Origin of the sequence: Paenibacillus sp. FSL W7-1287 (assembly GCF_038004245.1) — a bacterium.
Classification (GTDB): Bacteria; Bacillota; Bacilli; order Paenibacillales; family Paenibacillaceae; genus Pristimantibacillus; species Pristimantibacillus camelliae.
In genome coordinates, this window is record NZ_JBBORD010000001.1 from 2213743 (window position 1) to 2235086 (window position 21344).

Genomic DNA, 21344 nt, shown 5'->3' on the forward strand with positions numbered 1-21344 from the left:
ATAAAGGTAGGTGCACCATAATGGGCGATAAAATATTAGTCGTAGAAGATGAATCGGGGATAGCGCGAATACTTCAGCTGGAGCTGGAGCATGAAGGCTATGAAGTAGGTCTTGCATTTGATGGTAAGCAGGGCTATGAGATGATTAACAGCGGAGAGTATCAGCTTGTTCTATTAGATGTTATGCTACCGAAGATGAGTGGCATTGAAGTGCTTCGTCAAGTAAGACAAGCCGGCAATTTAATTCCAATCATTTTACTGACGGCACGCGACACAGTACCAGATAAAGTGAGTGGCTTTGAGCACGGAGCGAACGATTATATTACAAAACCGTTTGCGGTTGAGGAATTGCTTGCTCGTGTTCGGAATATATTACGTATTTTTCAGCAGAAGCCTAAGGATCAAGATGGCTCTGATGTTATAACGCTAGGAGATCTGACCATTGAGCTAAGAACTCGTAAGGTAACGAGGAAGGACAATGTGATCGAGTTAACTCCGCGTGAATTTGAATTGTTGGTTTTTCTTATTGAGCATGTCAACGAGGAAAAATCAAGAGAAGAAATTTTATCGGAGGTATGGGGCTATGACTTTATTGGTGAAACCAATTTAGTGGATGTGTACATCCGATATCTTCGTCAAAAGCTTGACAAGGGTTATCGCTACAAGCTAATTCATACAGTGCGTGGCGTTGGTTATATGATCAAGGAGCCAGATTGATGACACTGCGAAAACGGTTTACGTTATTTACGATTTTTTGGTTAATATTAATTCTTATCTTTTTTAATATTTTTGTTTATTTTTATGTCATCAAGATTACGACAGAAAGTGAAGAAGAGATTATTGCGAACAAAGTCAAGCTTCTTCTCGAGAATCCGAGGATTCAAAGTGGAAGAGGCTTGAATACTGCAGATCTACTGAATGAATATTACAATGTGAACGAAATGATTCGCATTATTAGTCCTAACAATCGTGTCGTGAACATATCAGGGTCTAATGAGATATTACTTGAGCTAACAGCTGAATATAGCTCATATCAAAACAATGGCATTATGACAAAGGGCGGGGAGAGAATTATCTATTCCCGCGTTCCTCTGTTTGAGGATGGTCAAGTTATCGCAATGCTGGAGGTTACAAGAATTCTCGATGAGCTTGATGATTACCTTCAAATTTTGATTGCTGCATTAAGCGTAACGAGCGGTGGCGCGATACTATTCGCTATTTTTGGTACATATTGGTTTACATCTAGACTCACAGAGCCTATATCGCAGATGGTAACGACTATGCGAGAAATTGACCGAAGCGGGAAGCTGAGAAAGATTGAGCTTGGTGAGCGTGAGGAATCTGCAGAGCTACAGCAGCTAATCCGTGCGTTTAACCAAATGATCGATCGATTAGATCGAACATACGAGCGTCAAAAGTTTTTCGTAGCCGATGCATCTCATGAGCTTAAAACACCACTAACGGTTATTTCAAGCTATGCCAACATTCTAAAGCGCTGGGGATCAGACGATGAGAATGTTCGTAATGAAGCGATTGATGCGATTGCGAGAGAGACGACTCGACTACAAACGCTAACGAAGTCGATGCTTACGCTAACAGAAGCGGAGCAGGAGGATTGGCTAAAGCTAGAAACGTTTGATGTTGTTCCTGTCGTTGAAGAAATTGCAACGATGATGGAAACAACGTTCCAGCGTTCGATAAGAGTGAAAGCAAAGTCTCATAATGTACGAATGGTTGGTGATAAGGATAAAATTCAACAGCTGCTCGTTATATTGATAGATAATGCGATTAAGTACTCTAAGGAGCCCATTGATATTTCCGTATCACAGTCAAAGGGCATCGTTAGATTGGAAGTGAAGGATAAAGGGATTGGCATACCTGAGAATGAAATCCCACACTTATTTGAACGTTTTTATCGCGTCGATGGTGCGCGTGCCCGTACGACTGGCGGTGTTGGTCTTGGACTTGCCATTGCTAAGCGTATTATTGATTTGCATGAAGGTAAAGTAGAAGTATTCAGCATGATTGATCTAGGTACTACGATTACGCTACAATTCAGACAGCGAAAATAAGGAGGCATACTGTGAAATATCGTGTAGGAGCGGTTCAATATAAATTAGCGGATATTACAACATTTGAGCAATTCGCTCATCAGGTGGAGCATTATGTCCGTAACGCATCGGAGTATGGAGTACAGCTGCTGCTGTTCCCGGAATTTATGACGACCCAGCTGCTTTCTATTCCAGATGAGCAAGGGAATGCACAAACGATCGACAAGCTGCCGAATTATACGGACGCGTATATTGAGCTTTTTAAGTCATTAGCGGCTTCTTATCACATGCATCTAATTGGCGGGACACATGTCGTAGCTATGTCGGATGGAACGCGTCGTAATGCCGCGCATTATTTTTCTCCTCAAGGAGATATTCAGATACAGCACAAGATCCACTTAACACCGACTGAGGTGGAGGAGTGGGATATGAGTGCTGGAGATGGTGTTGCTGTGTTCGATACGCCTTTCGGTAAAATTGCAATGCTTACCTGCTACGATATTGAATTTCCTGAAATCGTACGAATGGCACGCGCGCAGGGGGCAGACGTTATTTATTGCCCATCCTGTACAGATGATCGCCACGGCTTTCATCGTGTGCGCTATTGCTGCCACGCGAGAACGATTGAAAATCAAATTTATGTCGTTACAACGGGTACAGTTGGTGCACTACGCTCCGTAGATTTTATGCGTGCTAACTATGGTCAGGCTGCAATTCTGGCGCCCAATGATATCCCTTTCCCACCAGGAGGCATCATCGCTGAAGGTGTAATCAATGACGATATGCTCGTTGTTGGCGACCTTGACCTAGCGCTGCTGCAAGACGTTCGAGCAAAGGGCTCAGTCATGACTTGGCGTGATCGACGTACCGACCTATATACCGATTGGTCATCTTCATAATGTCGATATAAGGGGTGAGTTGCCGTGAATAAACAGCTGTACGTCATTCAGGACGGAAAGCCGGAGCTTGTTACGATTCGTAACTATACACTGGCTGATATCGAAGGATTGATCGATGTCCAACGGCTTAGCTTTCCGCCCCCATTTCCTGAAGAGCTATGGTGGAACAAGGAGCAGCTGAAGGAGCATATCACTCGTTTTCCTGAAGGTGCTTTATGTGCGGAAGTGAACGGTACCATCGTTGGCTCCATGACTGGACTAATCGTTCAGCTGGAGCAATATGGTCATAAGCATACATGGAGTGAAATTACAGATGAAGGCTATATTCGAAACCATAATCCACAAGGAGACACACTGTATGTCGTAGACATATGTGTTGTTCCTTCTTATCGTAAGTCGGGGATTGGCAAATGGCTTATGCAGTCGATGTATGAAACGGTCGTACATCTGGGGCTATCAGCTTTATTGGGTGGCGGGAGAATGCCTGGATACTCACAGCATGCTGATCAGCTCTCTGCCGAGCAGTATGTAGACAAGGTGATGGCAGGAGAGCTGAAGGATCCAGTTATTACTTTTTTACTGCGCTGTGGTCGGGTGCCTGTCGCTGTTGCTGAAAATTATTTGGAAGACGAAGAGTCATGCAATTATGGAACCATTATGCAATGGAGAAATCCGTTTATAACATAGTTGTATACATTATTGGATTATTACTAGGAGGTAATCGTTATGTTAACCTATCATCGTATACAATCGATCGATGACCCTCAGTTTCCTGCTATGCACCAATTGCTAGGGACGATATTTCCACCTGAAGAGGTACTTGCTTATGAGCTATGGAGGGAGCCGCTTGAGGACCCTACCATTCACGTTTATGTTGCACTACATGATGGCAAGGTGGTAGGAGCGACAGAATATCGATATTATGCTGATATGCAGGTGGCAATGACTGATTTCACGATTATTGGTGAGCCTAATATGGGCATTGGACGTTTTCTAATGCGCCAGCGTGAAAAGGATCTACAGAAGCTGGCTGCTAAAGCAGGAAATACGCCAATTGGGATGTTCGCTGAAATATATGATCCGTATCGTGCGCAAAGCCATGAATTTGGTGGAGTGTCTCCGATGAATCCGATCGTTCGTCGTGAAGTGCTTTCTCATATGGGCTATAAACGTCTTAACTTCACGTATGTACATCCATCGTGGGATCACGAAGGCAACGCTGTTTCTGAGCTGGATCTATGCTTCCTGCCAGCAGACGAAGAGCTGCAGAAGCTCCCAGCTAACCTAATTGCTACTTTTCTTGAAACCTATTACTCTGCATTGCCTAATAAGCCTAAGCAGTGGCTAGATATGGTTGATAAGCTTAAGAGTAAGACTGATGTTGAGTTAATGCCACTATAGAAATAATGAATACTCCTTTGTAAAAACAGATGTCATCTCCTTCTAACCGGAAGGGGATGACATCTTTTAGGTAGGTGAGCATTGCTTGTAGGAGGAGAGATATGATTGGCTGGGGCACGATATTTTCTAATCTAAAGATCAAATATAAAATATTTATATTGATAGCTCTGTTAATGGCTAGTGTCATTCTAATCACGAATCTAGTGCACCGCTATGCTTTTTACGCATATGACGAGCTAATGTATGAGCAATCCTCTCAGGCAATCAGCATTTCTTCGTTAGGGATGGAGAATGAGCTCAAAAAAATCGCTGCGCTATCCTTTAACGTTGTTACTGATCCAGATATACAAGACTATTTGTGGGACATCAGGAACGAAGAGGCCAATTATAGCAGCTATGTTCTATTTACTAAGATTAGACAGCGTATGGTTGATTTAGGTGCGTTAGATAAATATGTGCTTTCCTTTAATCTTTACGACATTAACGATAAAGAATACACCGTAGGGTCAAGACCAATCACCCTCAATAAACCTCGCTTAGCACGTTTGAAGCTCGATGCACAGAATGAAAAGGGCGGTATCGCATGGACGACACCAGACGAGAATGACCGAACATTAACAGCGGTTAGAAGTGTACGAAGATTTCAGAATCTTTCTTTGGAGAGCTTAGGAATGCTAGCCGTTCGTATCGATGTTAATCGTTTGTTTTCTGATTATGCTACAGGCTTGGATCGTAAGGATGCGCAGTTTATCATTATCAATAGTAATCATGAGATGATTTATCCTGATAAGATAGATTTTGATATGCAAGCGCTTTCTGATATTAGTGATTACGATCAAGGATATAAAATCGTTAGACAGAAAAATAATGCTTATTTTATTTCCTATCGTTTATCTGCATATACAGATTGGACATATGTCACAATCATGCCCTACAATCAAATATTCCACAGTATCGTCAATGCAAAAAATATTGTTTTAGCCGTTTATATCATCCTCTTCTTCATTGCTGTAATCGTCGCATTTCAATTTTCTCGTCGCATAACCGACCCACTAGAGAAACTAACGATAAAAATGAGAAGGGTACAGCTCGGTAACTTTGATTATCAGGACGAGGAGCCAACGGTGATTGCGATGGATGAGGTTGGTCAAATTCAGCGGCATTTTCGTATTATGCTTGAGCGTATTAATGAGCTCATAAAAGAAAACTATGTCAAGCAGCTTGTCATTAAGGATACTCAATTCAAGGCATTACAAGCTCAAATCAATCCTCATTTCTTATATAATACGTTGGAATCTATTAACTGGATGGCGAAGATGAGCAATCAGAGTCGCATTTCTCAAATGGTCGAATCACTTGGATTTTTACTCAGATTATCCATTAACGATAAAGATTCCATCATTACACTAGAACGAGAACTAGAGATCATTAACCATTATCTCGTTATTCAAAAGCTACGCTTTGAGGAACGGCTCGAGTTTACTGTTCATATTCCTCAGCATCTATTAAGCAGTGGAATTCCAAAGCTATCTGTACAGCCGCTTGTTGAGAATGCAGTCAATTACGCATTGGAGCCGATGATTGAGCCTTGTTCAATACGGATCTCGGCATCTGTCGTTAACAAATACCTAATGATTGCTGTTGAAGATAATGGGCCTGGTATGTCTGAGACTTACGTTGCTCAGCTGAAAAAAGGTGAGGTAGAGACTAAAGGAACCGGGCTTGGGCTTGGTAATATAAGAGAGCGGATACTTATGCTTTATGGTGAAGAGTATGGACTTCACATTGACAGCACGATTGGAGCAGGTACGAAGGTTACATTAAAACTGCCACATGTTGTGAGGGATGAGTATGAATAAAGTGCTGCTTGTTGATGATGAACGGATAATACTTGAAGGAATATCTACGTTAATTCAATGGAATGACTTCGATGCTCAATTAATTGGAACGGCACGCAACGGGATTGAAGCATTACAATTCATTAAAGAACAGCAACCAGATATTGTTATTTCGGATATTAGAATGCCAGGTATGGATGGTCTTCAGCTTGTTGAGGCAGCTAGAGGTCTGTATCCTGAGTTAGCTTTTATTATGCTTTCGGGCTTTGATGATTTTCATTATGCAAGGAAAGCGATGCAATTTGGCGTAAAGCATTACCTGTTAAAGCCGTGCAACGAGAATCTTATCATTGACGCCTTAAAGGAAGTAATAGGCGACCTTCAGCAAACTCGTAAGAAAGAGCAATTCATGCGTCATATGGAGCTAGAGCTAGCTAAGGCTCTGCCACATGCGAAGGAGCAGTTTCTGAAGGAGCTGGTGACGAACAAAATGTATGGGCAGAGGGATTGGGAGGAATATCGTCGTTTATTCCACATTTCAGAGGACCTTGGCTATATTCAGCTCATTTTACTTCAGCTGGAGGGAAGCTACGAATATGAGCATTTGTTTGCTGTTAAAAATATAGCGGAGGATGTGCTCGGTTCATCCATCGTCCAGCTCGGTACAACGATTGGAAGTCAAGTATTACTTTTACTTAAGGCAAGCTACGCTAAGGAATGGCTCTTTACTAGGCTTGAGCAGATAAAAAGGACTTATCACGAATATTACAGGCTAGATTTAACGATTGCGGTTAGCGATACAGCAACAATAAGTAGGGTACGGAATATGTATCATGATACACTTGAATGCTTAAACTATCGCTTCTATCTAGGCGAAGGTGCGATCATTACAACTAATGATCTGATCAATTTGAGATCTGATACACCGTCATTTTATTTCGAAGAAGGTCAGTTATCGTTTTTTATGAAATCAGGAGACTGGCATTCAGCTGAAAGTGAAATAAATCGATATTTTCAGGAACTATCAGAATGCCGCCTTGATACAGCAATGTCCAAGTCGTATGCGCTCTCCTTGCTCGTTTCGATAACGAGACACAGTATGCAGGAGGAAAGTAATGATTATATGCCTACCATTGCAAAGCTTGAGGAGCTGCACACGCTGCGAGCGATCGAGCAATATATACTAGAGGTTGCTCAACAAATTACAACGACAAATTTGCAAATTCAGCAGAAAAAGCATTCGTCTATAGTTGAACGTGTCATTGATATTGTACAGAAGCATTTAGATCAATCCACATTATCTCTTAATTGGATTGCTAATGATGTATTGTTTATGAATGTTGATTATTTAGGGAAGCTGTTCAAAAAAGAAACAGGCGAGAAGTTTTCGAATTACGTGATGAGACTGCGGATCGAGAAGGCCATTAACATCATAGAATCCTCTAATGACGTCAAAGTATTTGAGCTTGCTGAGCAGCTTGGTTTTGGTGATAATCCGCAATATTTTAGCCAGGTTTTCAAGAAGCACACAGGCCAAACACCAACGGAATATCGCAAATCACCGAGTATATCCGAATGATCATGTTGCAGAGGAACGGGCTGTTCACAGCACGGCTCCTCTGTTTTTTTAACAAACATATCGGTTTTTTATATTTCAGTAAACGCACTGACAAAATATAATAATAATGCAAGCCTATTAAAAGGGAGCAGTCTGCACGTAAGGGGGAGTCAGGATGAAATACTCAAAAAAGACAGTAGTTGTCGCAATCGGCGTTCTGCTCACTCTCATCGTGGCTATTAGTTTTAGTGTTGGCAGTGTAACACCTTCGAAGCTAAGAGGAATAGCTGATCGTAGTGAAGAGCTAAAGCCTGTTACGATTCGAATTGCCTGGTGGGGTGGGGATGCCCGTCATGAATATACGAAACAGGTTGTAGAGCTGTACGAGCAAAAGAATGAGCATGTCACGATTGATATAGAAGAATATGCAAGCTACGATGACTATTGGAAAATAATGGCGCCACAAGCAGCTGCTGGTGAGCTGCCAGATCTTCTTCAAATTGATACAAGCTATTATGCACAATATGCAGGTAAACAGCTCCTGACCGATCTTAATCCATACTTCGGGAATGAAATAAATACTGCGAATATCAATGATGATATTTTGAAGGCCGGGATATACAACAACGGAAATTATGGGATGACGCTCGGTATCAATGTACTTGGGTTTCAATATGACCCTGAGATATTGAATCGAATGGGTATTGGTCACATACCAGAAGGATGGACATGGGATGATTATGAGCGGATAGCGTTACAAGCACAAAAATCAGGCGTGTTTTTTGATGATGGCATGCGTCCAGAAATCTTTTTCGCCTACTATTTACGCACAAACGGTGAAACCCTTTACAATCCAACGGGGACAGCTCTTGGCTATGAAGATGATGCATTTTTTGTTGATTTCTTTGGAAGACTTGTACGTCTTGTCCATTCGCGAGCAACACCTACCTCAGAGGAGAAGGCAGCAATTAAAGGCTTCTCGGACAATTATTTATCGGAAGGTAAGCAGATTGGAATATGGCAATGGTCCAATCAGTATGTGGCGACGCAGCAGGCTACGAATCGTACAATGGCGATTGCACCGATGCTGGGGCCGAATATGAAGCAAGCTCTGTTCTTAAAATCCAGTATGTTTTTTTCGATTGCTGAGAGCTCAAAGGTTAAAGCAGAGGCTGCAAAATTTATAGATTTTTGGGTAAATGACATTGAAGCGAACAGGCTCATACTAGGTGAACGAGGAGTGCCGGTTTCATCCGTTGTTCAAGAAAGTATTAAACCTTATCTAACAGCAGCACAGCAACAGGTTATGGATTATGTAAACTGGGCAGAACAGAACAGCTCGCCAGGTGATCCGGTCGATCCTGTTGGCTCTGCTGAAATTATTGATACACTAAGAGAGCTGTGGGAGCAGATGGAATATGAACAAATATCGATAGAAGAAGCAGCGAGCACATTCCGTATGAAAGCTAATGCAATCTTAAAGCTAAACAATGAGAGCAGTAATGGGTTTTAGCAACGAGAAGGAGTGGTTAACGAAATGGATATTGTATTTCATGGAACGAGTGATGCGTTAGGTGTTCCAAGGATTTATTGCCAATGTGACGTTTGTGAGGAGGCGCGGTTATCCGGTGTAAACCGAAGATACCGACCGTCCATTCAGCTTTGTATAGAGGATGAGGAATCGATATGGATCGACTGTGGACCAGATTGGCACATACAGATGGAGCAAGCACAGCAGCGAGTAGTGTCACGAATGCTCATTACACATGCTCACTATGATCATATTGGCGGACTGCCTCAATGGTATGATCAGTGTCGTTATGCGAAAGTAAAGCCAAAGCTGTATGCTGCAACAGAGGTTTTACAAGAGATAGAGGCAAGATTTCCTTGGCTCTCAGGATTGATTGAGTTTAACTCGCTAGATGAGGGTCTAATGCTAGGCAGCTGGCAGTTACGGATATGGAGAGTTAATCATGGACGCAATGGATATTCCTATGCTTTTCGCTTCGATCATCGTCCATTCGGAAAAAGTATCGTTTATTGTCCAGATTGCATCGCACTTTCTGAAGATCAGCAGCAATTGCTATATAACGTGGATATGCTAATTATAGGTGCGAGCTTCTATAAAGAACCTCATCCATTCGAAACACGTTCACTTTACGATGTAACCGAAATTGTTGAAAGGTCAATGGTGTGGAAGCCAAGAGAGCTTTGGATTACACATATGTCACATGATATTGATGTACGTCATGTTGAGTTGTTACCGCATTATGTTCATTATGCTAAAACAGGCTTGAAATTATCATTGTAATTCTCAACAGGCAGTAGCGATCGTTACTGCCTGTTGAAAGTTACAATAATCGGCTTATCATTAGATTGTTCTAGTATCAATATACACAAAGATAACGCTTTGAAATTTTAAATGTGCAATAACAATGGAAGAAGGGTGATGTGTGATGAAACGACTTCCTATGATGCTGCAGCTCGTGTTTATTTTATTTTGTGTGATGTTGATTCCTACGACGATAATAACGTGGTACAGTGGTACTCAAATTTTAGGTTATTCAGAAAAAGCTATAGCAGAGTCTTCTTTGGATAGCTTGGAATCGAATAGGGAGCTGAATGAAAACGCTTTAAATTATATTGCTCAAGATACGATCCGCTTAGCCTCTTCTAATATATTTGATCGTCTCCGTCACTATAAAACCTACGAACAACTGAATCAAAACTATACAAACGTAGAAATTGGTCTATCACTGCTTAAGGATCTTCAGCGATTAATAAGAAGCAATGAAGGAATATATTCTGCGTTTTTTTATTTACAGGATGCTGATTATATCGTCTCCTCAGATAAAGGGATTACAATGCTCGAGCGATATGAATCGCTCAAATGGATCGATGAAGCATTACTTCAGAAGGATGGTATATCCGGGGTTTGGACTCCGCGCATGCTAGCTGACAATGAAATGGTCTTCTCTTATATATTACCGCTTAACCGTTTATCTACTTCAACGAAGGGTATGCTCGTTGTTAATTTAAAGGAATCACAAATCGCTCAGTATATGGATGCTTCGAATCAAAAGGATAGCAGCTACTATCTCATTGATTTGAAGGAGCAATCGATCATATCGCATAACGATAAATCAGCTTTGCTCACTGATGTGACGCAAATCCCAATTATTTCAGAAATGATAAAGACAGGTGCCGCACAAGGCTATCAATTTAATGAAGTAGACGGGAAACGACTTCTGTATACCTGGAACACCTCTAATCTAAATGATTGGTTATATATTCATTCCTATTCTATGGATACACTAATGTCTCAAACTCGTTCAGTTCAGCACGGAATGATTATCTTTTCTATCGTCATTTTTTTAGTGGGCTCCGTTCTAGCTGTACTGCTAGCAACATGGCTGTCTAAGCCTTTGCGAGAACTAACTAAGCATATTCGTGCACGTAACATCTCTAGTGCTGCAGGGAAAAATGAGCTCGATTTCCTTGGAAGCGCATTTAGGAAAATGCAGGATGAGGAAGAAAAGCTTACACTGCTTATTAAGGAACAAGAGCAGGATTCATACAGTCTTGCGATTCACCAATTATTGCAAGGTGAAGCATTGGATCGAAAAAAGAAAGAGCTGTTGCTTGAGATGCTTCCTGAGAGAAACTATCACATCTCAGTTGCTGCACTTGATCAATATAGTCAATACATCAATAAAACAAGTCCAGAAACGCGCTCCTACCATTTTTATTTATTCATAGCGCAGATTGAGAAGCTAAGCTCAAGCAGGATTCGTATACGAAGCGTTAATTATGGAGAGGGCAGATTTGCGATTGTCATGAATTATCATACTGCGGAGCAAGAAGAGCTGCTAAGCAGTTTGCATAACATACAAGCTGCTGCCTTGGAGAACTTTGGTCACACTGTAACGATAGGCATAAGCGATACTGTCGAAGCTTTATCGGACGTTTCTAGTCAATTGCTACAAGCACTAGAGCTTGTAAAGCATCGAATGATTGAGGGGAATGGACGTTTAATCTTTTCGAAGCAGCAGTTACGAGTCAATAATAAGTATATTTACCCGAGCAATAGTGAGCGAAGAATAGTGAATTACATCGATACCGGAGATCTTAGCAGCATAACAGAGGAACTGGATCTCATCCGTAAGCAGATTGAAGCGGCAACGTATATTTCCTATGACAATATATTGTTTATTTATAATCAGTTGTTCGGTGTCATGATCAAGCATCTCAATGAGAAAAGCATCAATACTTCAGCTATTTTCGCTAACCGAGGAAATATCTATTCGGTTATGGCTTCAATGGAAACATTAGATGAGCTAGACGTATATTTTAAGCAGCTATTCGCAGAGGTTAGTATGTATGTTGATCAAAGCTGTCATGAGGTAGGCTATCTAGAAAAAATCTTTGCATATCTAGATGAACACTATAAAGAGGATATCGTGTTTGAAGATATGGCAAAAGAAATTGGCATCAGCTATTCGTATATGCGAAAAATTGTTTATGAGCTAACCGGAAAAAGCTTAATGGAGTGTATCAATCAAAAACGAATACAAAAGGCAAAGCAGTTACTCGTTAAAACAACCCTGAATGTCGCTCAAATTGCAGCAGAGGTTGGGTATAACAACATTCAAAGCTTTAATCGATTCTTTAGAAAATTCGAGGGGATTACACCGAGCAGCTACAAAGCGTCGAAGCTTAATGGTTGATTTTGATTAGAATGAACAATACTGATTCCTTTATATCATAGGTGCAGACTGCTTGCTAAGCTACATGTATAGCATATGCCAGGCTGCACCGAAACACGTGCTTGCTAGATAGAAAATCCTTGTGCAGCAAGGGATTGCGGGCACTGTCAAAATTGATAAACATAATCAAAACGTACAATTTACTTTACTTAATAGGGCGGTTAATATGAGAATCAGCTTCTCCGATCAATCAGACGTTTTCCTAGAAATGAAGGTTTGAAAATTGAAAAGGGGATGTAATAAAAGGAGGGAAGGTGTAGATGTGAAACTTGTAAACGCTTTAATGAAACGTGATTCTGACAATCGTAGTTTTCTCTATTATTTAAAGCGTGACAATCAGCTTTATTTAATGCTATTAGTTCCAATTTTTTTCGTACTTGTGTTTAAGATTCTTCCGATGTTTGGTTTAGTCATCGCCTTCAAAGACTTTAAGATCGCGAAAGGCTTCTGGGATAGCGAATGGGTTGGATTTGAGGTATTTCAGGAGATCTTTGCAAAAAGAGATTTTGGTCGTGCTATCAGAAATACATTATTGCTTAATACGTTAGATTTTATATTAAGCTTTACAGCACCGATCTTACTTGCCATATTACTTAATGAAATTAAAAACGTAAGGGTTAAGCGTGTAAATCAGACGCTGCTCTACTTACCACACTTTTTATCCTGGGTCATTATCAGTGCATTAGCCTATCAGCTATTTAGTGTAGGTAATGGCTTAGTGAATAATCTTATCGAGAATCTTGGCGGTAACCGAATACCATTTCTGCAGGAAGATCTGCATTGGCTAATGTCTTACTTGCTCATAGGTGTGTGGGCGAGTATGGGCTGGGGCACAATCATTTATCTGGCTTCCATTAGTTCGATCAATCCAGAGCTGTATGAGGCTGCATACGTGGATGGTGCTGGGCGCTGGAGAAAAATATGGCATATTACGCTCCCAGGTATACGGGTGACAATTGTAACCTTGCTAATTATGAATTTAGGTAGAATTATGGGAGGCAACTTTGAACGAGTGTACGCACTTGCGAATAAGGCAACGACAGAATATACAACGACTATCGAAGTGCTTGTCTATCGTTGGGGTATAGAATCTGGACAATTTAGTCGTGCTACTGCAATTGGTTTATTCCAAGCAGTCATCGGGCTTATTCTCGTAATACTGGCAGATCGTATTGCGAAAAAGCTTGGTGAGAACGGCTTATTGTAGAAAGGATGGCATGAGATGAAAGCATCTAGCAACCTAACGACGGTTAAAGGCATGAAACGCTATGACGCATGGGATGTCATCATAAATATTGTGGTTGCCCTAGCATCGCTAGCCTGTTTATTACCGTTAATTCATATTTTAGCAAAGTCACTAAGTCAGGATTCCTATGTGCTTGCCAATAAAGTATTGCTCTGGCCAATGGGATTTACGTTCGAAGCGTATAGCAAAGTGTTTGCTGATGCTTCGATCATTCGCTCACTGTACGTCTCGGTTTTTGTGACGATTACGTTTACGATACTTGGACTTATCGTTACGATCTGTGCTGCATATCCGCTTTCTCGCAGACAGTTAAAAGGACGTTCATTCATTACGTTCATGTTCGTATTTACGCTTATCTTCAGTGGTGGAATAATCCCTGAGTTTATGCTTCTTAATTCTCTTGGTCTGTTAGATACGTTATGGTCATTAATTCTACCACCTGCATTTAGTGCATTTAACTTTTTAATTATGAGAAGTGCTATATATAGCTCGATACCAGTCAGCCTAGAAGAATCGGCACGGATCGATGGAGCGGGTCATTTTAGAGTACTGTTCAACATCGTGCTACCGCTTTCTAAGCCAATCATTGCAACGCTGGCATTGTTTTATGCAGTTGGTCGCTGGAATACTTACCAGGACGCCTTGTTCTACATTAAACAGAACATAGACTTACGCCCTCTACAATTAAAGCTGTATTACATGGTGGTAACGGCATCTGAAAGCTTTCAGCTTGAATCGACGTCAGTGCAGCTTACTAATCCTGAAGTACTGAAAGCAGCATGCGTCATCTTTGCAACGTTGCCAATCATTATTGTTTATCCTTTTATTCAGAAATACTTTGTTAACGGTGTCATGCTTGGAGCTGTAAAAGAGTAAGTGGTGACATGGGTAAGATTATATTAAACGAGGAGGCAATTTACTATGAAATCTAAAAAGATTGCAATAGTTTTATTATCGTTGATGATGGTTTTAAGTGTGTTAGCAGCATGCAGTAAAAACAACAACACGAATACTCCTTCCAATACGAATCAAAATTCGAATAACTCGTCACAGCCTACAGCATCCACGAATGAGGGGAATGAGGGAAATGAGGGCGGCTTTCAAGACTATTCTAATGGATTTCCAGAAAACGTTACGATTGAAATTCCCGTTTATGATCGTGCGTTTGAAGGCTGGAACGTAGCAGATAACTATTACACAAGATGGATTCAAAAAGAATTTGGCGATAAATACAATGTTACGGTGAAATACGTACCAATTTCTCGTTCTAACGAAGTACAGGACTTCCAACAGCTGCTAGCAGCACATAAAGCTCCGGATATTATTTTCCATTACGATATGCCGCAGCAAATTGCTTATTATAGCGAAGGCGTATTGCAGCCAATCGACTGGGCAGAAATTGAAAATTATGCTCCAACCTATTGGGGAAATCTAGGGGATACAATCGAGCAATACGGTATTATCAATGATGAGAAGATCTTCTTCTACGCAGATCGTCCTTCTGCAGATAACTTTGTAAGCTTAATTCGCAAAGACTGGGTTGAGAAGGTTGGGATGAAGGTTGAAGATCTAACCTCATTAGAGAAATATAATGAAATGCTTGTGAAGTGGAAGGAAGCTGGTCTAGGTGTACTAGGTGGCACACTTACTCGTAACAACTTCAATTACAACTATGCATTCCGTGATTGGCCGATTGATGCAAAAGATCGCGCTTTATATTCTGATCTATCCATCGCTGATTTTACATCTGTAGCAACAGAGCGCTGGCTTAAAAACTTAAACTATCAATACAATAATGGTCTAATTGATCGTGAATTCTATCTAAGAGATGATGAAAACAAAGCGAAAGCAGAGTTTGTTGCAGGTCGCACAGGTACGTTCGGAAGCTATCTAACTAGCAACTCCGACGTTATCGCTGCTACGCTAGCGAATAATCCTGAGGCTGAATTTGCTGTTATTCCACCATATGCAGGTGTACCTGAAGGCTTAAAACCGCAAGGACGTGCCTACTGGCCGTTTGGTTTCATTATGGGAATTAACTATGAAACGCCTGAGCTTGAGCGTATTGCTATCTGGATGTTCCTAGAGTGGATGAGTCAGCCAGATAATTTATTCTTCCTACAAAATGGCGTTGAAGGAGAGAACTATACGATTGATTCGGACGGTATAGCTATTCGCAATGCAGATTTTGCAGGAGAGTCTGTGCTTTCCTTAAACAACAATAAAGACTATTGGGCGCTAGTTATCGAAACTCAATTATATGATGATCCAGAGATTAACAGAAAGGCTCAAATTCGTAACTGGGCTCCCGTTGGCTATGAATACTTAGCTGAGGATCTCATTAAATATTACGAAGAAACAGCTGAATTCCGCACACCGGATGCATTGTTCACAGAGGTTGTTGAAACAGTTAGTGAATATAAAGCTGATCTGAATGAGTTGTTCCAGGAGCTGTATATTAAAGTTGCAACTGCACCTGAGGATCAGTTCGATAAGCTATATGAAGAGGCAAAACAAACGTATCTAGATGCTGGCTATCAAGAGATTTTAGACGAAAAACAAGAAATTATTGATAGAGGCAACTTTAGATAGGATCAACATTCATCATTTCCAAAGCCCATGCATTTGCTTGGGCTTTGGTTATTATTGGAGGTAGAGCATGCTGAAATTGGCAATGGACTCAACTGAGCTTAAGACAACGATTGATCGCGTTGTAGACTACACATTGAACATGGATCTAACCTGGGATTGGCCATGCGGAGTAGCCTATTATGGTGTTAGCCGTGCATTCGAGGTGACAGGGGAACAAAGCTATTTGGATCGAATGGCTGCTTGGTGCGATGAATACATCGAGGCAGGATTACCGACATGGACCGTTAATACTTGTGCAATGGGGCATATGCTTGTTACGTTATATCAGCATACCAACGAACAGAAGTATCTGGATCTGATTCTAAGCAAGATCGATTATATTCGTAACCATGCACTACGATTTGCTGATCGAGTGCTTCAGCATACCGTCTCTGCGAATAATGATTTCCCTGAGCAATGCTGGGCGGATACTTTATTTATGGCAGCTTACTTTCAGCTGCGCGTTGGAGTGATGTTAAACGATTCATCGTTAATTGAAGATGCACTTCATCAATATTATTGGCATATTAACTTCCTGCAGGACGAGAAAACTGGACTGTGGTATCACGGCTATAATCATGTGAATAAGGATCACATGTCAGGAATGTTCTGGGGACGCGCTAATGCTTGGGCAGCGTATACGATGTCAAGAGTCGGTAAAGTGCTTCCACAGCCTTATTTGTATCCACCGTATATGCATATTGATTCATCACTTCGAGATCAATTAGCCACTTTAAAACGATTGCAGAGGGAAGATGGACTTTGGGGAACCGTACTGGATTACGGGCCTTCCTACGGTGAGGTTTCCGCATCTGCAGGGATAGCTGCTGCAATGGTCATGAATGGAAATCCACTGCACGGCAAATATATTAATCTGACTCTTGATGGCATGGCAAACAATATAACGGAGAACGGAAGGGTCCTCAATGTATCAGCAGGAACGGCTGTAATGAACGATATTGAAGGCTATCTAAACATTCCTAAAAAGTGGGCTCAGGGTTGGGGCCAAGGCTTAGCGCTTGCATTTCTAACTGCACTTGCGGAGCGGCAAAAGAAAGAGAAGGTAGAGTAAGAGGCAAAAAAGACAAGTGAGCTTATAGACATGGACTAATCCATGAGCCTATACAGCTACCTTGGCTTTTTGCTTTACTGTTCATATTCCAGAGATCATGCTGCAATGTACTTCATTTATTGTTGCATTACTCAAAAATTGAATTATTCGTAAGCTGTATTAATCGTTAGACTGAATAACGAGCAGCTTGCCACTTTTAATGCTTACTGTGGCTTGATCAGTGAGGAGCTCATTACTGATGCCGATCGAATGACCCTTTGTTAGTGTTGCATCTGTCAACGGGTACTTAAAGCCATGCAGTGTAATACCAGTGACCTCCTCAGAATAAGGAATGAGTGACACATAGCGATAGCCATTACGTGACACGTTTAATGTATCATTCATAAGTTGTATTGTGTTGTGTTGATCGATAATCATTGATGGAATATTATACTTCAGCGAGAGCTCTAAAAGCTGAATGCTAGCTAGCGAATGATCATATCGGCTGCCGAGAGCTCCAACGAATATTATTTTATTCGGTTTTTGCTCAAGCGCGTGCATATAAGCGAGCTGAGAGTCAGTATAATCCTTATCAATGGCATCGAATCCAATAAATTGCTTACTATTACGCTGGATCGTCGTTACTTGCTCACTGCTGACTGAATCAAAATCTCCTAAAGAGATGTTAGGTACAATGCCATGCTCTATTAGAAATTGTGCGCCGCGATCAGCGCCTATAACATAATTAGCTTCTTTAATGTAGGGAATAGCCCATTCACCTAAAGTTCCTCCGCTACATATTGCTATGACAAGTTCTTTCATCACAAATTCCTTTCTATATGTACTGCATATGAATAATCAGATCACTTTCTACTTATTCTATCGTATCAAGATGTTGGATCATAAACAACTAGAAGTATATGATGTTCATTGAATAAGGACTAACAATTCGCTATAGTAGAGTAGATGCGATCTTAATTATTATTCATGATGAAATGAGGGTATACGTTGAAACAGAAGGTTTTGTTCGTATGTTTGGGCAATATTTGCCGTTCTCCAATGGCTGAAGCGGTTATGCGACACTATGTGGAGCAAGAAGGGCTGTCTCATCTTATTGAGGTGGATTCGGCAGGGACTGGCGACTGGCATATTGGCAAACCGCCACACGAAGGCACGCGTAAGCTGCTCGATGAAAAGCAGATATCGTATAATGGAATGAAGGCAAGACAAGTGGCAGCCAAAGACTTGTATGACTTTACATACATCGTATGTATGGATAATCAGAATCTAAAGGATGTTCAAAGTGTATTCAGTAGCTCGGTAGGGGATGGCGCTCATGGTAAAGTGATAACCTTTATGAGCCTAGTAACGGGAGCACATGTAACAGAGGTGCCGGATCCTTATTACACTGGTAATTTTGATGAAGTGTATGACCTCGTAAAACAGGGCTGTCGTACATTGCTTAATGAAATAAAGCAACAGCTTCAGTAAACATATTGGTATAAAGAAGGAGTGTAACAGCTAAGAGACATTGCAGCGCTGTTACACTCCTTTTGTTCGTTTATTCAAATGAACTCCATTCACCGTCGAGTAAACTTCAATGAATCCTCATCGTCATCAAAGCCGATTCGGCTTTCAGGACCAAGAAGATGGAGTGAAGCTAGAAAACAAGAAGCGCAGCGTACGTAATTGGTACGTGAGCTGAAATGTTTTCATAGAAAACATACTACGGAAGCATAACCTTTCGGTTGAACCCCATATTTACCGTCGAGTAAACATCAACGAAACCTCATCGCCATCAAAGCCGAAACTTCGGTATTAATATTCGCGTATAAAATAACGTATTGCCTGCGGCACTTCCTTCTGCCAAAAGCCCCATTGATGCTTACCGTCTTTTTCTTCATAATGAATCGTAGCATCACGTTCCTGAAGCAGCTTGTGCATGCTTCGATTAAGCTCTACAAAATTATATACACCACGATCGGTTTCAAAAGCTTCTTCTTGCAGGCCAACAATCATATATATATTCAGCCAATCTAAATCTCCTGAAGCAGCTACAATCTGTAGCGATGCTTCATAAAATGCACCAGACATACTCATTACTTTCGTAAATAGGTTTGGATTCTGTAGTGCAATATGTAGCGAAACCGTCCCACCTAATGAATCACCTGCTAGAATTCGTTCCTCTACATCTGCTCGAACTGGATAGCTGCTTTCAATAAAGGGGACAAGCTCCTGAGCAAAAAAGTCAACATAAGCCTGGTGACGAGTACCGTCAGGAGAATATTCTTCCGTACGTACCGACTTATCTACATCTACGCCTACTATAATGAATGGTTCAATGCCACCATCAAGGATAAGCTGCTGAGCTGTAGTAGCGATTCTTCCAAAATTAAAAAAATCTTCACCGTCTTGGCAATAGATGGTGGGGTAGCTTAAAACCTCATTATAGCCTGGCGGTAAATATATGCGTAGGTTTCGTTCACCTTCAGGTAAATGCTTGCTTTTAATCGTGCTTTTAAGAATGGTGCGCTTAAGAAAGCGATTGTCCGTCATGAGTGAAAATCTCCTTTAAAATGTAGTATGGAAAGCTTGCGAATAGGTAAAATAAGAGATGTCCTGTAAAATGATTGCAAAAAACAGCTTTGTATCATGCTGTTATACTGATATTGTGTAGCTGTTATACTACAACTTTGGGCTTGAAAGATGAGAATTCGCTAAAATTAGCGACATTTCTCCTTTTTTACTTTGACCAAACGTAATAAACAGCGGTATAATAATTCTATAACAGAGACACACAATTTTCAAATATTTTAAGATGAGGTGAGCGTTCTCAATGAGCAAATTGCCATATGAGGTTCAAACTGAGCCGGTTACACCGCTATCCGTTCTGACACTAGAAGGGGATGTAGCACATCCAGAGTACATGCCAGAACTTACTGACGATCAATTAAAGGAAATTATGTACCGCATGGTATTCACACGTACGTGGGATGAGCGTGCAATCAACCTTGGTCGTCAAGGTCGTCTAGGTTTCTATGCGCCAGTATCTGGTCAAGAAGCTTCCATGATTGGTAGTGAGTTTGCACTTAATAAAGAAGATTTTATTTGCCCAGGTTACCGTGATATGCCACAAATCGTTTGGCACGGTCTACCGCTTTACCAAGCATTCCTATATTCTCGTGGTCATCAACATGGTGGTCAAATTCCTGAAGACGTAAACGTGCTTATGCCACAAATTATTATCGGCGCGCAAGTGCTTCATGCAATGGGCGTTGCGATGGCATTCAAGAAAAAAGGCGAGAAACGCGTTGCAATTACCTATACAGGTGACGGCGGTTCTTCTGAAGGTGATTTCTACGAAGCATTGAACTTTGCAGGCGCGTTCAAATTACCTGCAATTTTCGTTGTACAAAACAACGGCTATGCAATCACAACACCTTACTCCAAACAAACTGCTGCTCTCTCTGTTGCACATAAAGCTGTTGCAGCTGGTATTGTTGGTCAGCAAATTGACGGTATGGACGTACTTGCAGTTATTAAGGCAGTACAAGATGCTGCAAAACGCGGCTACGAAGGTGAAGGAGCAACTTTGCTTGAGCTAATTACTTACCGCTATCGTCCGCACTCTCTTGCAGATGATACGACGAAATATCGTACGAAAGAAGAAGAAGCAGAAAAAGCATTGCTTGATCCACTTACTCGCTTCGGCAAATTCCTTGAGAAAAAAGGTCTATGGACTGAAGAAGATACAGCTCGCGTAAAAGAAGAAGCAAAAGCAGCTGTTGCAGAACATATCAAAAAAGCTGAGCAAACAGAAAAAATGACGGTTGCTGGTCTTATTGATTCTATGTTCGAAACTACACCACAGCACTTGGAAGCTCAAAAAGCTGATTTCGAGTAA

The 21344-nt window shown here is 41.1% G+C and carries 18 protein-coding genes; 16 read left to right on the plus strand and 2 right to left on the minus strand.

The genetic code is table 11. The features are described from left to right. Positions 1-20: 20 nt before the first annotated feature. From NSQ99_RS10035 to NSQ99_RS10100, 14 genes are all read left to right on the plus strand, one after another. Entirely contained in the window at positions 21-716 is a 696-nt protein-coding gene (locus NSQ99_RS10035) for a response regulator transcription factor (protein ID WP_251665182.1), read from the plus strand. Further along, positions 716-2071: a sensor histidine kinase gene (locus tag NSQ99_RS10040; protein WP_251665183.1), complete on the plus strand. Its 1356-nt coding sequence runs from the start codon at positions 716-718 to the stop codon at positions 2069-2071. The genes NSQ99_RS10035 and NSQ99_RS10040 overlap by 1 nt, the downstream gene beginning before the upstream one ends. Positions 2072-2082: 11 nt before the next feature. Continuing rightward, the gene (locus NSQ99_RS10045; protein WP_251665184.1) at positions 2083-2949 is read left to right on the plus strand and encodes a carbon-nitrogen hydrolase family protein; all 867 of its coding nucleotides are present in this window, start codon (positions 2083-2085) and stop codon (positions 2947-2949) included. A gap of 24 nt (positions 2950-2973) precedes the next feature. Beyond that, entirely contained in the window at positions 2974-3636 is a 663-nt protein-coding gene (locus NSQ99_RS10050; protein WP_340836388.1) for a GNAT family N-acetyltransferase, read from the plus strand. Between the two features lie 39 nt (positions 3637-3675). Then, the gene (locus NSQ99_RS10055; RefSeq protein WP_340836390.1) at positions 3676-4350 is read left to right on the plus strand and encodes a GNAT family N-acetyltransferase; all 675 of its coding nucleotides are present in this window, start codon (positions 3676-3678) and stop codon (positions 4348-4350) included. A gap of 101 nt (positions 4351-4451) precedes the next feature. Next, positions 4452-6209, plus strand: coding sequence for a sensor histidine kinase (locus NSQ99_RS10060; protein ID WP_340836391.1), 1758 nt, complete (start codon positions 4452-4454; stop codon positions 6207-6209). Next, a complete protein-coding gene (locus tag NSQ99_RS10065) occupies positions 6196-7767 on the plus strand; it encodes a response regulator transcription factor (protein ID WP_340836392.1) in 1572 nt (523 codons plus the stop codon). The genes NSQ99_RS10060 and NSQ99_RS10065 overlap by 14 nt, the downstream gene beginning before the upstream one ends. Before the next feature lie 154 nt (positions 7768-7921). Then, positions 7922-9259: an ABC transporter substrate-binding protein gene (locus tag NSQ99_RS10070; RefSeq protein WP_251665189.1), complete on the plus strand. Its 1338-nt coding sequence runs from the start codon at positions 7922-7924 to the stop codon at positions 9257-9259. Positions 9260-9283: 24 nt separating this feature from the next. Then, entirely contained in the window at positions 9284-10057 is a 774-nt protein-coding gene (locus NSQ99_RS10075; RefSeq protein ID WP_340836393.1) for an MBL fold metallo-hydrolase, read from the plus strand. A 145-nt stretch (positions 10058-10202) separates the two neighbouring features. Continuing rightward, on the plus strand, positions 10203-12473 hold the full coding sequence (locus NSQ99_RS10080) for a helix-turn-helix domain-containing protein (protein WP_340838772.1): 2271 nt from the start codon (positions 10203-10205) through the stop codon (positions 12471-12473). Between the two features lie 322 nt (positions 12474-12795). After that, complete coding sequence (locus NSQ99_RS10085) at positions 12796-13719, plus strand: ABC transporter permease (protein WP_251666320.1); 924 nt, start codon at positions 12796-12798, stop codon at positions 13717-13719. Between the two features lie 51 nt (positions 13720-13770). Beyond that, positions 13771-14634 carry a carbohydrate ABC transporter permease gene (locus NSQ99_RS10090; protein ID WP_432806897.1) on the plus strand — a complete coding sequence of 288 codons (864 nt, stop codon included), beginning with the start codon at positions 13771-13773 and terminating at the stop codon, positions 14632-14634. A gap of 45 nt (positions 14635-14679) precedes the next feature. Then, complete coding sequence (locus tag NSQ99_RS10095) at positions 14680-16350, plus strand: extracellular solute-binding protein (protein WP_340836394.1); 1671 nt, start codon at positions 14680-14682, stop codon at positions 16348-16350. Positions 16351-16417: 67 nt separating this feature from the next. Next, a complete protein-coding gene (locus NSQ99_RS10100; RefSeq protein WP_340836395.1) occupies positions 16418-17461 on the plus strand; it encodes a glycoside hydrolase family 88/105 protein in 1044 nt (347 codons plus the stop codon). A 159-nt stretch (positions 17462-17620) separates the two neighbouring features. Here the strand turns inward: NSQ99_RS10100 and NSQ99_RS10105 are convergent, their stop codons facing one another. Further along, entirely contained in the window at positions 17621-18262 is a 642-nt protein-coding gene (locus tag NSQ99_RS10105) for a thiamine diphosphokinase (RefSeq protein WP_340836396.1), read from the minus strand. 186 nt (positions 18263-18448) lie between these two features. Here NSQ99_RS10105 and NSQ99_RS10110 point away from each other — a divergent pair, with 186 nt between their 5' ends. Beyond that, positions 18449-18931: a low molecular weight protein-tyrosine-phosphatase gene (locus NSQ99_RS10110; protein ID WP_285855539.1), complete on the plus strand. Its 483-nt coding sequence runs from the start codon at positions 18449-18451 to the stop codon at positions 18929-18931. Positions 18932-19258: 327 nt separating this feature from the next. Here NSQ99_RS10110 and NSQ99_RS10115 read toward each other — a convergent pair whose 3' ends face one another. Beyond that, on the minus strand, positions 19259-19996 hold the full coding sequence (locus NSQ99_RS10115) for an alpha/beta hydrolase (RefSeq protein ID WP_340836397.1): 738 nt from the start codon (positions 19994-19996) through the stop codon (positions 19259-19261). 280 nt (positions 19997-20276) lie between these two features. Between NSQ99_RS10115 and pdhA the strand changes: the two genes are divergently transcribed. Next, positions 20277-21344 (plus strand): pyruvate dehydrogenase (acetyl-transferring) E1 component subunit alpha, encoded by a 1068-nt coding sequence (gene pdhA / locus NSQ99_RS10120; RefSeq protein ID WP_251665197.1) that lies wholly within the window; start codon positions 20277-20279, stop codon positions 21342-21344.

Coding starts and splice junctions, on each gene's coding strand:
- NSQ99_RS10115 (WP_340836397.1), bottom strand. CDS start 19,996: ATGACGGACAATCGCTTTCTTAAGCGCACCATTCTTAAAAGCACGATT.
- NSQ99_RS10070 (WP_251665189.1), top strand. CDS start 7,922: ATGAAATACTCAAAAAAGACAGTAGTTGTCGCAATCGGCGTTCTGCTC.
- NSQ99_RS10100 (WP_340836395.1), top strand. CDS start 16,418: ATGCTGAAATTGGCAATGGACTCAACTGAGCTTAAGACAACGATTGAT.
- NSQ99_RS10075 (WP_340836393.1), top strand. CDS start 9,284: ATGGATATTGTATTTCATGGAACGAGTGATGCGTTAGGTGTTCCAAGG.
- NSQ99_RS10095 (WP_340836394.1), top strand. CDS start 14,680: ATGAAATCTAAAAAGATTGCAATAGTTTTATTATCGTTGATGATGGTT.
- NSQ99_RS10065 (WP_340836392.1), top strand. CDS start 6,196: ATGAGTATGAATAAAGTGCTGCTTGTTGATGATGAACGGATAATACTT.
- pdhA (WP_251665197.1), top strand. CDS start 20,277: ATGAGCAAATTGCCATATGAGGTTCAAACTGAGCCGGTTACACCGCTA.
- NSQ99_RS10035 (WP_251665182.1), top strand. CDS start 21: ATGGGCGATAAAATATTAGTCGTAGAAGATGAATCGGGGATAGCGCGA.
- NSQ99_RS10090 (WP_432806897.1), top strand. CDS start 13,771: ATGAAACGCTATGACGCATGGGATGTCATCATAAATATTGTGGTTGCC.
- NSQ99_RS10080 (WP_340838772.1), top strand. CDS start 10,203: ATGAAACGACTTCCTATGATGCTGCAGCTCGTGTTTATTTTATTTTGT.
- NSQ99_RS10040 (WP_251665183.1), top strand. CDS start 716: ATGACACTGCGAAAACGGTTTACGTTATTTACGATTTTTTGGTTAATA.
- NSQ99_RS10060 (WP_340836391.1), top strand. CDS start 4,452: ATGATTGGCTGGGGCACGATATTTTCTAATCTAAAGATCAAATATAAA.
- NSQ99_RS10085 (WP_251666320.1), top strand. CDS start 12,796: ATGAAACGTGATTCTGACAATCGTAGTTTTCTCTATTATTTAAAGCGT.
- NSQ99_RS10055 (WP_340836390.1), top strand. CDS start 3,676: ATGTTAACCTATCATCGTATACAATCGATCGATGACCCTCAGTTTCCT.
- NSQ99_RS10105 (WP_340836396.1), bottom strand. CDS start 18,262: ATGAAAGAACTTGTCATAGCAATATGTAGCGGAGGAACTTTAGGTGAA.